The organism is Variovorax sp. Varisp46 (genome assembly GCF_059491885.1).
In genome coordinates this window covers 1,935,451-1,947,438 of record NZ_CP168515.1, presented here as the reverse complement: position 1 = coordinate 1,947,438, position 11,988 = coordinate 1,935,451, and the positions used below count along the sequence as shown (strand labels likewise).

At 64.2% G+C, this 11,988-nt stretch carries 9 protein-coding genes; 1 reads left to right on the top strand and 8 read right to left on the bottom strand.

Annotated elements, in window-relative coordinates; translation table 11 throughout:
• Positions 1-12 precede the first annotated feature (12 nt).
• The 8 genes from ACEN9N_RS09150 to ACEN9N_RS09115 all read right to left on the bottom strand — a co-directional run bounded on the left by ACEN9N_RS09150 (position 13) and on the right by ACEN9N_RS09115 (position 10,646).
• A complete protein-coding gene (locus ACEN9N_RS09150; RefSeq protein WP_413316117.1) occupies positions 13-2,121 on the bottom strand; it encodes a 3-hydroxyacyl-CoA dehydrogenase NAD-binding domain-containing protein in 2,109 nt (702 codons plus the stop codon).
• A gap of 239 nt (positions 2,122-2,360) precedes the next feature.
• The gene (locus ACEN9N_RS09145; protein ID WP_093240316.1) at positions 2,361-3,056 is read right to left on the bottom strand and encodes an ABC transporter ATP-binding protein; all 696 of its coding nucleotides are present in this window, start codon (positions 3,054-3,056) and stop codon (positions 2,361-2,363) included.
• A 1-nt stretch (position 3,057) separates the two neighbouring features.
• Positions 3,058-3,828, bottom strand: coding sequence for an ABC transporter ATP-binding protein (locus tag ACEN9N_RS09140; protein WP_413316118.1), 771 nt, complete (start codon positions 3,826-3,828; stop codon positions 3,058-3,060).
• Positions 3,825-5,162, bottom strand: coding sequence for a branched-chain amino acid ABC transporter permease (locus tag ACEN9N_RS09135; RefSeq protein ID WP_413316119.1), 1,338 nt, complete (start codon positions 5,160-5,162; stop codon positions 3,825-3,827). Before ACEN9N_RS09135 ends, ACEN9N_RS09140 begins: the two co-directional genes overlap by 4 nt.
• 4 nt (positions 5,163-5,166) lie before the next feature.
• On the bottom strand, positions 5,167-6,120 hold the full coding sequence (locus ACEN9N_RS09130) for a branched-chain amino acid ABC transporter permease (protein ID WP_413316120.1): 954 nt from the start codon (positions 6,118-6,120) through the stop codon (positions 5,167-5,169).
• Positions 6,121-6,200: 80 nt separating this feature from the next.
• The gene (locus ACEN9N_RS09125; RefSeq protein WP_007837794.1) at positions 6,201-7,433 is read right to left on the bottom strand and encodes a branched-chain amino acid ABC transporter substrate-binding protein; all 1,233 of its coding nucleotides are present in this window, start codon (positions 7,431-7,433) and stop codon (positions 6,201-6,203) included.
• A 199-nt stretch (positions 7,434-7,632) separates the two neighbouring features.
• The gene (locus tag ACEN9N_RS09120) at positions 7,633-8,862 is read right to left on the bottom strand and encodes a branched-chain amino acid ABC transporter substrate-binding protein (RefSeq protein WP_007837795.1); all 1,230 of its coding nucleotides are present in this window, start codon (positions 8,860-8,862) and stop codon (positions 7,633-7,635) included.
• A 140-nt stretch (positions 8,863-9,002) separates the two neighbouring features.
• Complete coding sequence (locus ACEN9N_RS09115; protein ID WP_007837796.1) at positions 9,003-10,646, bottom strand: 3-(methylthio)propionyl-CoA ligase; 1,644 nt, start codon at positions 10,644-10,646, stop codon at positions 9,003-9,005.
• 213 nt (positions 10,647-10,859) lie between these two features.
• Here ACEN9N_RS09115 and ACEN9N_RS09110 point away from each other — a divergent pair, with 213 nt between their 5' ends.
• Entirely contained in the window at positions 10,860-11,960 is a 1,101-nt protein-coding gene (locus ACEN9N_RS09110; protein ID WP_495655890.1) for an AraC family transcriptional regulator, read from the top strand.
• Positions 11,961-11,988: the final 28 nt, after the last annotated feature.

The window sequence follows — 11,988 nt, the reverse complement described above, 5'->3', positions numbered from 1 at the left end:
CCCTGTTCAGTCTCAGCTGAACTGCTTGCCTTCGGCCACGAGCTTCTGGATCAGCGGCGCGGGCTGCCAGAACTCGCCGTCGTCGCGCGGGTTCTTCGCGAAGCGCTTCATCGTCTCGGCCACGTTGTAGAGGCCGACTTGCGATGCGTAGTGCATCGGGCCGCCGCGCCAGATCGGGAAGCCGTAGCCCGTGAGGTACACCATGTCGATGTCGCCCGACTTCGAGGCAATGCCGTCTTCGAGGATGTGCGCGCCTTCGTTGACCAGAGCGAACACCAGGCGCTGCACGATCTCTTCATCGGAAATCTTGCGCGGCGTGATGCCCAGTTCCTTGCGGTGGTCTTCGATCATCTTGTTGACGAGCTCCGACGGAATCGCGTCGCGCTTGCCGGCCTGGTAGTCGTACCACCCTGCCCCGGTCTTCTGGCCGAAGCGGCCCAGTTCGCAGAGCTTGTCGGCCGTGCGGCTGTACTTCATGTCGGCGCGTTCGACGGCACGGCGCTTGCGGATCGCCCAGCCGATGTCGTTGCCGGCCAGGTCGCCCATGCGAAACGGACCCATGGCAAAGCCGAACTTCTCGACGGCCTTGTCGACCTGCTGCGGCGTGGCGCCTTCGTCCAGCAGGAAGCCGGCCTGGCGGCTGTACTGCTCGATCATGCGGTTGCCGATGAAGCCATCGCACACGCCGGAGACCACCGAGGTCTTCTTGATCTTCTTGCCGATGGCCATGACCGTGGCGAGCACATCCTTGGCGGTGGCCTTGCCACGCACCACTTCGAGCAGCTTCATCACGTTAGCCGGGCTGAAGAAGTGCATGCCGACCACGTCCTGTGGACGCTCGGTGAACGAGGCGATCTTGTCGACGTCGAGCGTGGAGGTGTTCGAGGCCAGGATCGCGCCCTTCTTGGCGACGCGGTCCAGTTCCTTGAAGACCTTTTCCTTCACGCCGATTTCCTCGAACACGGCCTCGATGATGAGGTCGGCGTCCTTCAGGTCGTCATAACTCAGCGTGGTGCTCAGCAGCGCCATGCGCTGCTCGTACTTGTCCTGCTTGAGCTTGCCCTTCTTGACCTGGGCTTCGTAGTTCTTCTTGATGGTGGCGACGCCGCGGTCGAGCGCCTCCTGCTTCATCTCGAGGATCTTCACGGGAATGCCCGCGTTCAGGAAGTTCATCGAGATGCCGCCGCCCATGGTGCCGGCGCCGATGACGCCGACGGCCTTGATCTCGCGCTTGGGCGTGTCTTCGGGCACGTCGGGGATCTTGCTCGCGGCGCGTTCGGCCATGAACAGGTGGCGCAGGGCCAGCGATTCGGGCGTGAACATCAGCGAGGTGAAGATGCGGCGCTCTTCGGCCATGCCCGCGTCGAACTTCATCTTGGTGGCGGCCTGCACGGCGTCCACGCATTGCAGCGGCGCCGGGTAGTTCTTCGACATGCCGCCGACCATGTTCTTGGCGAACTGGAAGTAGGCGTCGCCCTGCGGGTGCTTGCACGGCAGGTTGCGCACCAGCGGCAGCGCGTCGGCGCCGGTCTTGCCGGCCACGCTCTTGGCGAAGGCAACGGCTTCGTCGAACACAGACTCGGGCGAGTCGGCCAGCTTGTCGAACAGCTTCTGGCCGGGCAGGCTCGCGAGCAATTCGCTTTTCACGGGTTCGCCGCTGACGATCATGTTCAGTGCGGTTTCCACGCCGAGCACGCGCGGCAGGCGCTGCGTGCCGCCGGCGCCGGGAATCAGGCCGAGCTTGACTTCGGGCAGCGCGATGCTGGTGCCCGGTGCTGCCACACGATAGTGGCAACCTAGGGCCAGTTCGAGGCCGCCGCCCATGCACACCGAGTGGATGGCCGCGACGATGGGCTTGGCCGAGGCCTCGAGCGCGAGGATCACGCTCAGCAGGTTGGGCTCCTGCAGCGCCTTGGGCGTGCCGAACTCCTTGATGTCCGCGCCGCCCGAGAACGCCTTGCCGGCGCCGGTGATGACGATGGCCTTGACGGCGTCGTCGGCGTTGGCCTTCGACAGGCCATCGGTGATGCCGATGCGCGTCGAGAAGCCGAGACCGTTGACCGGAGGGTTGGTCAGTGTGATCACGGCGATATCGCCGAGCACTTTGTATTCAGCCGTCATGCTGCGTTCCTTGGTGTGAGAAGAAAAAGAAGAAAAAGCACGAGTGTTCTTTTTCGGGGGATTCTAGGCGTTTCGCGAGGCCAAACAATGGCACGCAGTCGCTGTAGAGACAAGGCCTTCCATGAGGAGGGCGGGACTTTCCGGAAACACCGCGGAACCGGCTTTGCCGGGCCGCAGGTGTTGCCCCCTGCAAGGGGGTTGGCGCAGCGACACGAAGTGCGCGAAGCCTGGGGGTCTGCCTAAACCTCCAACCACTCCTTGCGAGTGGTCGCGTCGGCGCGCAGGCTGTCCGGCGTGCCGTCGAACACGATGCTGCCGTGGCCCATGACGAGCGCGCGGTCGGAGATCTGCATCGCGATGGTGAGCTTCTGCTCGATCAGCAGCACCGAGATGCCCTTGTCCTTGAGCGTGCGCAGGTATTGCCCCACCAGCTCGACGATCTTGGGCGCCAGGCCCTCGGTCGGCTCGTCGATGATGATCAGGTCGGGGTCGCCCATGAGCGTGCGGCACAGCGTGAGCATCTGCTGCTCGCCGCCCGAGAGCACGCCGGCCTCGGTGTGCTGGCGCTCCTTCAGGCGCGGGAACATGCCGTACATGTCGTCGAACGACCAGCGGCTGCCTTTGCCCGAGCCCTTCTGCCCCAGCAGCAGGTTCTGGTGCACCGTGAGCTTGGGGAAGATGTCGCGGTTCTCGGGCACGTAGCCGATGCCGAAGTGCGCGATCTCGTAGGCCTTGCGGCGCAGGATGTCCTGGCCCTTCCAGTGCAGGCCGCCTTCGGCATGCACCAGGCCCATGATGGCCTTGGCGGTGGTCGAGCGGCCCGAGCCGTTGCGGCCCAGCAGCGCGACGATTTCGCCGGGGTTCACGTCGAAGGAAACCCCATGCAGCACATGGCTCTTGCCGTAGTAGGCGTGGATGTCTTGAAGCTTCAGCATCTCAGTGTCCCGCTCCCTGTGCGTCGGCGACCGACGATCCGAGATACGCCTCCTGCACCCGCGCATTGGCGCGAACGGCAGCCGGCGTGTCGAAGGCAATGACCTCGCCATATACCACCACCGCGATCTTGTCGGCCAGCCCGAACACCACGCCCATGTCGTGCTCCACCGTCAGCAGCGTCTTGCCGACGGTCACGTACTTGATGAGCGAGATGAAATGCGAAGTCTCGGTCTTGCTCATGCCGGCCGTGGGTTCGTCCAGCAGGATCACGCTGGCGCCGCCCGCGATGGTCACGCCGATCTCCAGTGCGCGCTGCTCGGCGTAGGTGAGGTTCACCGCGTGTACGTCGCGCTTCTTCTCCAGGCCGATCTGCTTGATGAGCTCCTCGGTGCGCTCATTGGCATCGTCGAGGTTCGAGAGGAAGCGCAGGAAGGTGTACTTGTAGCCCAGGCTCCACAGCACACCGCAGCGCAAGTTCTCGAAGACCGTGAGCTTCGGAAAGATGTTGGTGATCTGGAAGCTGCGCGACAGCCCGAGCCGGTTGATCTCGTAGGGCTGCTTGCCGTCGATGCGCTGGCCGTTGAGCAGCACCTCGCCGCTGGTGGGTGCAAGCCGGCCGCTGATCAGGTTGAACAGCGTGGACTTGCCCGCACCGTTCGGCCCGATGATGGCGATGCGCTCGCCCGCCGTCACGGCCAGGTCGACCCCGCGGATGATGTCGGTCTTGCCGAAGCTCTTGCGCAGGCTCTTGAGTTCGAGTGAATAGGTCATGCCGTCTCCCGCCGCTTGATCTCGGCTTCGATTTCTTCCTGCGCCTGGCCCCAGACCTTCGCGAAGCGCCGGCGGAACACTTCGAACACACCCAGCCCCACCGCCAGCAAGGCCATCGCGACGACCCAGCTCGTGACCGATGAGGTGTCGAGTTGCAGGCCCGCGAACGGCACCATGGGCCCGAGCGCCGCGTTGAGCTGCATGTGATAGATCATCTCGACAATGGCCGCCGCGCCCGCGAGCACGATGGCCGCACCGATGAACAGGCCCACGTACAGCAGGTAGAAGCGCTTGATCTTGCCGAACAGCGCCACGCGCACGTTCATCATGATCAGGCTGGCCACGCCGCCCGGCGCGAACATCACCATCAGCAGGAACACCAGGCCCACGTACAGCAGCCAGGCCTTGCTGAGTTCGGACAGCAGCACCAGCGCGAACACCAGCAGCGCCGCACCGATGATCGGCCCGAAGAAGAAGGTCGCACCGCCGAGGAAGGTGAACAGCAGGTAGCTGCCCGAGCGCAGCCCGTTCAGGCTGTCGGCCGCATTCACGATCTCGAAGTTGATGGCCGCCAGCCCGCCGCCGATGCCCGCAAAGAAGCCCGCGATGATGAAGGCGTAGTAGCGCACGCGCTGCGTGTTGTAACCGATGAACTCCACGCGCTCGGGGTTGTCGCGCACCGCGTTCAGCATGCGCCCGAGCGGCGTGCCGGTGAAGGCGAACATCAGCCCGGTGCAGATGAAGCAATACACGGCGATCAGGTAGTACACCTGGTTCTGCGGCCCGAAGTTGATGCCGAAGAACGAGGCGCCGTACACGCGGTTGGTGGTGATGCCGCCCTCGCCGCCGAAGAAGCTCGGGAACATCAGCGCCATGGCGGCCACCAGTTCGCCGAGGCCGAGCGTGATCATCGCGAAGGTGGTGCCCGACTTCTTGGTCGACACATAGCCGAACACCATGGCGAAGAACATGCCGCCGAGGCCGCCCACGAGCGGAATGAACACCAGCGGAATCGGCAGCTTGCCGGCGCCGGCCAGGTTCATCGCGTGGATGGCGATGAAGGAGCCCAGGCCCACGTACACGGCATGTCCGAAGCTGAGCATGCCGCCCTGCCCCAGCAGCATGTTGTAGCTCAGGCAGATGATGATGAGATAGCCGATCTGCGACAGCATGGTCAGCGCCAGGCTGCTGGTGAAGATCATCGGCGCCACGATCAGCAGCAGCGCGAAGAATGACCAGATCAGGATGCGGCCGATGTTCAGCGGCTTGAAGCGGTAATACCGGGTCGGCGCCTTGGCTGAAGCGGCTGGTGTGGTTGTCGTTGCGGTGTTCATGGCGTCAGTCCTCCCGCGTCCCGAGGAGGCCCTTGGGCCTGAAGATGAGGATCAGCACCAGGAACAGGTACGGAAGAATGGGCGCCACCTGCGAGATGGTGAGCTTCAGCAGTTCGTAGCCGAAGGTCTGGTCGCTCACTGCCACGCCAAAGGCCTGCAGGCCGGTCGCGAGCGACTGGTCCATGGCCACGGCGAAGGTCTGCACGATGCCGATGATCAGCGAGGCCAGGAAGGCTCCCGCCAGCGACCCCATGCCGCCGACCACCACCACCACGAAGATGATGGAGCCGACCGAACCCGCCATGGCCGGTTCGGTGACGTAGGTGTTGCCGCCGACCACGCCCGCAAGGCCCGCCAGCGCGGCACCGCCGCCGAACACCAGCATGAACACGCGCGGCACGTTGTGGCCCAGCGCCTCGACCATGTCGGGGTGCTTCAGCGCCGCCTGGATGACCAGGCCGATGCGCGTGCGCGTGAGCAGCAGCCACACCGACACCAGCATCAGGACCGCCACGAGCATGATGAACGAGCGCGACTTGGGAAACTGCGTGCCGTAGAGCGTGAAGAGCGGCCCCTGCAGCGCCGACGGCAGGCCGTACGGCACCGTGGAGCGGCCCCACACCAGTTGCACCAGTTCGAGGATGAGGTACGAAAGGCCGAAGGTCACCAGCAGTTCGGGCACGTGGCCGAACTTGTGGACCCGGCGCAGGCAGTAGCGCTCGAAGGCCGCACCCAGCGCAAACACCAGCAGCGGCGCAATGAAGAGCGCCGGCCAGAAGCCGACGATGCCCGACAGCGTGTAGGCGAAGTAGGCGCCCAGCATGTAGAAGCTGGCGTGCGCGAAATTGAGCACACCCATCATGCTGAAGATCAGCGTGAGGCCGGAGCTCAGCATGAACAACAGCAAGCCGTAGCTCACGCCATTGAGCAGCGAGATGACGAAGAATTCGACGTTCATCGGTCTTTCGTGTCAGTAAGAAAAGAAAAAAGGCCCGAGTGTTGAAGTCGGGCCTCGACCGCTTTGGCGCGTTCCCGTACTCAGGAGGGACGCTTCATCTGGCACGAGGTCGGCGTGCTGGCCACGTAGGCGTCGTAGAACTTCACGGGCGCCAGCGTGTAGCCGGTGTTCTCCGGGCTGTACGGATACTTGGCGCTGGCCTTCTCCCACTTGGCGATGTACAGGCCCTGCTGTGCCTGGTGGTCGGTCTTGCGCAGCTCGATGTCGCCGTTGAAGCTCTTGAACTTCAGCCCTTCCATCGCGGCCGCCACCTTGACGGGGTCGGTCGACTTGGTCTTCACGAAGGCTTCGGTCAGGGCCTGGAACACGGTGTAGATGTCGGAGGTGTAGAGGTCGTCGTTGAACTTCTTCTTGAACTCTTCGGCGTACTTCTGCATGTCGCCGCCCATGTTGTAGTGGGCATAGCTGACCTGATAAACCTTGCCGTCGGATGCGGCGCCCATGGCGGTCGGCGTGCCCGTGGTCACGGCGTAGTAGGTGTAGAACTTGACGTTCAGGCCCGAATCGTTGGCCGACTTGATCAGCAGGGCGAGGTCGGAGCCCCAGTTGCCGGTGATGACGGTGTCGGCGCCCGAGGCCTTGATCTTGGCGACGTAGGGCGCGAAGTCGCGCACCTGGGCCAGCGGGTGCAGGTCGTCGCCGACGATCTGGATGTCGGGGCGCTTGTGCTTCAGGTCTTCCTTGGCGAACTTGGAAACCTGCTGGCCGTGCGCGTAGTTCTGGTTGAGCAGGTAGACCTTCTTGATCTCCGGCTGGTCCTTCATGTAGGTGGTCAGCGCTTCCATCTTCATCGACGTGTCGGCGTCGAAGCGGTACTGCCAGTAGCTGCACTTGCTGTTGGTCAGATCGGGGTCGACCGCGGCGTAGTTGAGGTACAGCGCTTCCTTGCCGGGATTGCGCGCGTTGTTCTTCTCGAGCGCGTCGATGATGGCCAGTGCGGGGCCGGAACCATTACCCTGCACGATGTAGCGCGCGCCCTGGTCGAGGGCCGAGCGCAGTGCGCTGGTGGTTTCCTGCGGACTCAGCTTGTTGTCGATGCCGATGATCTCGAACTTCACGCCCGCCGCATTCTTCTTGTTGAATTCTTCGGCGAAGAACTGGAAGGTCTTGAGCTGGTTCGTACCGACCGCGGCCATGAGGCCCGACAGCGGGTCGAGCCATGCGATCTTGACGGTTTCACCCTTCTGGGCAAGGGCGCCGGTGGCGGTGGCAGCGATGACGGCTGCGGCGGCGATTTTCAGAGCGAAATTCAATCTATATCTCCTGGTCAAACCGATTCGAAACGCCGCACGAGAGTACAAGCGTTTGCAGCCCCTCCCCTCAGGGAATGCCCGTAAGAGGGGTGCCGCAAAGGCCCGTTTCTATCGCGCATGCGACACCGCGTTTCTCCAAGCTGCTACCCACGGGTAGACGTCTGCTACCCGCGGGTAGGAAACGCGCTCGCAAAGACGCTCATGGGCGCTTCATCTGGCAGGTGGTGGGCGTGCTCGCCACGTACGATTCGTAGTACTTCACGGGAACATTCGTGTAGCCGGTGTTCTCCGCGTCGTACGGGTACTTGGCGCTGGCCTTCTCCCAGCGCGCGATGTACAGGCCCTGCTGCAGCTGGTGGTCGGCCTTGCGCATCTCGACCTCGCCGTTGAAGCTCTTGATCTTCATGCCTTCCAGCGCCGCGGCCACCTTGACCGGGTCGGTCGATTTGGTGGCGGCGAAGGCCGCGTCGAGCAACGCGAACACGTGGTAGATCGAGGACTGCGTGAGGTCGTCGTTCATGCGCTTTTTGTAGCCCCCGAGCAGCCTCTGGATCTCCCCGCCCATGTTGTAGTGGGCGTAGGCGACCGTGTAGACCTTGCCGTCCGACGTGGCGCCCATGGCCGTAGGCGTGCCGGCGCCCGGCGCGTAGTAGGTCAGGAACTTGACGTTCAGGCCCGAGTCGTTGGCGGCCTTGATGAGCAGCGACAGGTCGGAGCCCCAGTTGCCGGTGATGACGGTGTCGGCGCCCGAGGCCTTGATCTTGGCGATGTAGGGAGAGAAGTCGCGCACCTGGGCCAGCGGATGCAGGTCGTCGCCGACGATCTGGATGTCGGGGCGCTTGACCTTCAGGTCTTCCTTGGCGAACTTGGACACCTGCACGCCGTGGGCGTAGTTCTGGCCGAGGATGTAGACCTTCTTGATGTCGGGCTGGTCCTTCATCCAGGTGGTGAGCGCCTCCATCTTCATGGAGGTGTCGGCGTCGAGCCGGAAGTGCCAGTAGCTGCACTTGCTGTTGGTCAGGTCGGGGTCGACGGCCGCGTAGTTCATGTACAGCAGCTCCTTGCCCGGATTGCGCGCGTTGTTCTTCTCGATGGCGTCGATGATCGCGAGCGCGGGGCCGGAGCCGTTGCCCTGCATGATGTAGCGCGCGCCCTGGTCCTGCGCCGAGCGCAGCGCGGCGGTGGTTTCCTGCGGGCTGAGCTTGTTGTCGAGCGCGATGATCTCGAACTTCACGCCCGACTGGTTCTTCTTGTTGAACTCTTCTGCAAGGAACTGGGTGGTCTTGAGCTGGTTGGTGCCGACCGCCGCCATGAGGCCGGAAAGCGGGTCGAGCCAGGCGATCTTGACGGTCTCGCCCTTTTGAGCGAATGCAGCGGTCAGGCTCACCAACATTGCACAGGCAGCTACTGACTTGATAGCAAATTGCATGAAGAGTCTCCAGTTTGTAAGGCGGAGTGCCAGCCTACAAGCGCCCTTTTTTTCGCCGCACAGGGATTGCCCGCAAGCTTGGCCGCCGAGGCGGAATTCCTATCGCCTGCGCGACAGCGCGGCAGGGCTCGCGCGGGTCTTCAAAGGGTCGGCAGCTTGTAGTCCTTGAGCAGTTCGCGCAGCCTGGTCTTCAAAATCTTGCCGGTGGCGCCGATGGGGATGGCTTCGACGAACACCACGTCGTCCGGGATCTGCCATTTGGCGGTCTTGCCCTCATAGAACTTCAGCAGTTCCTCGCGCGTGACCTCGGCATTGGGCTTCTTCACGACCGCGATGATCGGCCGCTCGTCCCACTTGGGATGGAACACGCCGATGCACGCGGCCATGGCCACGGCCGGGTGCGCGACGGCGATGTTCTCGATCTCGATGGAGCTGATCCACTCGCCGCCGGACTTGATCACGTCCTTGCTGCGGTCGGTGATCTGCAGGTAGCCCTCGGCATCGATGGTGGCGACGTCGCCGGTGGGGAACCAGCCGCGATTGCGCGCATCGGGAATGAGCGGGTTGCCGCCCTCGCCCTTGAAGTATTCCTTGACGATCCACGGGCCCTTGACCAGCAGGTCGCCATAGGCCTTGCCGTCCCACGGCAGTTCGTTGCCGTCGCCATCGACGATCTTCATGTCGACGCCAAAAATGGCACGGCCCTGCTTCATGCGGATCTGCAGCTGGGCGTCGGCCGGCAACGACAGGTGCTTGTTCTTGAGGGTGCACAGCGTGCCCAGCGGGCTCATCTCGGTCATGCCCCAGGCGTGCAGCACCTCGACGTCGTAGATGTCCTGGAACGCCTTGATCATGGCCGGCGGGCAGGCCGAGCCGCCGATGACGGTGCGGTTGAGCTTCGAGAACTTCAGGCCATTCGCCTGCATGTGGCCCAGCATCATCTGCCACACGGTGGGCACGCCGGCCGCAAAGGTCACGCCTTCGGATTCGATCAGCTCGTACACCGACTTGCCATCCAGCGCGGGGCCGGGAAACACGATCTTGCAGCCCACCAGTGCGGCCGAATACGGAATGCCCCAGGCATTGACGTGGAACATCGGCACCACCGGCAGCACCGAGTCGCGCGCCGACAGGCGCATCACGTCTGGCAGGGCCGCGGCATAGGCATGCAGCATGGTCGATCGGTGGCTGTAGAGCGCGGCCTTCGGATTGCCCGTGGTGCCGCTCGTGTAGCACATGCTCGACGCTGAGTTCTCGTCGAAAGTCGGCCATTCGTAGTCATTGGACTGCGCGCCCATCCAGCCCTCGTAGCTCACGAGGTTGGGAATCCCGCTGTCGGCGGGCAGCTTGTCGGCATCACAGAGTGCAATCCATTTCCGGATCGTGGGGCACTTGGCGTGCACCGCCTGCACCAGCGGGAGGAAGCTCAGGTCGAAGCACAGGATCTGGTCTTCGGCATGGTTGGCGATCCACGCGATCTGGTCGGGGTGCAGGCGCGGATTGATGGTGTGCAGCACGCGGCCGCTGCCGCTCACGCCGTAGTACAGCTCCAGGTGGCGGTAGCCGTTCCAGGCCAGCGTGGCGATGCGGTCGCTGAACAGCAGCTGCTCGCCGTCCAGCGCATTGGCCACCTGCCGGGCACGCGATGCGATACCGCCCCACGTCGTGCGGTGGATGTCGCCCTCGACCCGGCGCGAGACGATCTCGCCGTCGCCGTTGTGGCGCTCGGCAAACTCGATCAGCGACGAGATCAAAAGCGGTTGGTCTTGCATCAAACCCAGCATCTACGGACTCCTGAAAGAAATGACTTCATGAACTTGCGGACATCGGATTCACGCAAGCTTCGGCGACTTTCACAATGACACAAACCCGCACTGCGGAATCTGGCCTCGAATTCCTGGCCCGGTGCGCGACCCCCCATACTTCCGGCCGCCGAGCACGCGGAAAATTCTAGGAACCGGCGCCGTTTTCACCCCTATCGCAAGGAAGCCAAACGAATGACTTCAGGAGCCTCCGAGCCGCACCGCCAGCGTGGGCCGCAACGCCGGCCGACCGGCGGCATCCCGCAGCCTGAGCTGCGTACCAGCTCGGCCGCCTGGCTCGAAGGCGTGCTCTCGATGTTCGAGGCCGAGGGGCTGGACGTGCCCTCGCTGCTGCGCGACGCCGGCTTCGATCCCGATTCGCTGCACCGGCAGAACACGCGCATCCCGGTCGACGAGGTCACGGTGATGTGGCAGCTCGCGGTAGCCCGCGCCGGCAAGCCCACGCTGGGCCTGCAACGCGACCTGGCCGCCACGCACAGCAAACTGGGAACGGTGGGCCACGCGATGTCGTGCAGCGCCACGCTCGGGGCGGCGCTCGCGCGGCTGGCGCGCTACATGGCCGTGATTTCGGATGCGACCGGCTTCTCGCTGCATCCCGAGCCGCGCGGCTGCTGGCTGTCAATGGAACACACCGGCGGCAGCCTGCCGATTCCGCGCCAGCGCGTCGAATACGCCCTGCTGACCACGCTGATGCAGTGCCAGTGGCTCACGCGGCGCGAACTGCAGCCGCTGGCGATGGAGTTCGTCTATCCCGCGCCGACCAGCGACCGGCTGCACCGGGAGGCCTTCGGCTGCGAGGTGCGCTTCAATGCAGCGGCCAACCGCCTGCTGCTGTCGAGCGCCGACATGGCAATGCCGCTGCCCACCTACCACGAGACGCTCGGCGAGATGCAGGAGCATCTGCTGGACGAACAACTCGACCTGCTGGGCCAGGCCACCACAAGCAGCCTGGTGTGCGCCGAGATCGCGCGCCGGCTCCAGCACGGCGAGCCGCGCCGGCAGGACGTGGCCTCGGGTCTGGGCCTGGCCGAGCGCACGCTGCAGCGGCGGTTGCAGGAGGAGTCGGTGTCGTTCCAGTCGCTGCTCGACCGCACCCGTCGCGAGCTGGCGCAGCAGTACCTTGCCGACGACCGACATACATTGACCGAAGTAGCCGACAGGCTGGGCTTCGTCGACAGCAGCAACTTTTTTCGCGCCTGCAAGCGCTGGTTCGGCGTGCCGCCAGCGCAATACCGGGCGCGCATCTGGAATGGGCCTGCCGCACTCGCGGCCTGAGGGCCGCGGGCCGCGATGGCCCGTTCGG

Bases quoted from the DNA above. Each gene is read 5' to 3' on its own strand.
- ACEN9N_RS09150 (WP_413316117.1), bottom strand. From the start codon at position 2,121: ATGACGGCTGAATACAAAGTGCTCGGCGATATCGCCGTGATCACACTG.
- ACEN9N_RS09145 (WP_093240316.1), bottom strand. From the start codon at position 3,056: ATGCTGAAGCTTCAAGACATCCACGCCTACTACGGCAAGAGCCATGTG.
- ACEN9N_RS09140 (WP_413316118.1), bottom strand. From the start codon at position 3,828: ATGACCTATTCACTCGAACTCAAGAGCCTGCGCAAGAGCTTCGGCAAG.
- ACEN9N_RS09135 (WP_413316119.1), bottom strand. From the start codon at position 5,162: ATGAACACCGCAACGACAACCACACCAGCCGCTTCAGCCAAGGCGCCG.
- ACEN9N_RS09130 (WP_413316120.1), bottom strand. From the start codon at position 6,120: ATGAACGTCGAATTCTTCGTCATCTCGCTGCTCAATGGCGTGAGCTAC.
- ACEN9N_RS09120 (WP_007837795.1), bottom strand. From the start codon at position 8,862: ATGCAATTTGCTATCAAGTCAGTAGCTGCCTGTGCAATGTTGGTGAGC.
- ACEN9N_RS09115 (WP_007837796.1), bottom strand. From the start codon at position 10,646: ATGCTGGGTTTGATGCAAGACCAACCGCTTTTGATCTCGTCGCTGATC.
- ACEN9N_RS09110 (WP_495655890.1), top strand. From the start codon at position 10,860: ATGACTTCAGGAGCCTCCGAGCCGCACCGCCAGCGTGGGCCGCAACGC.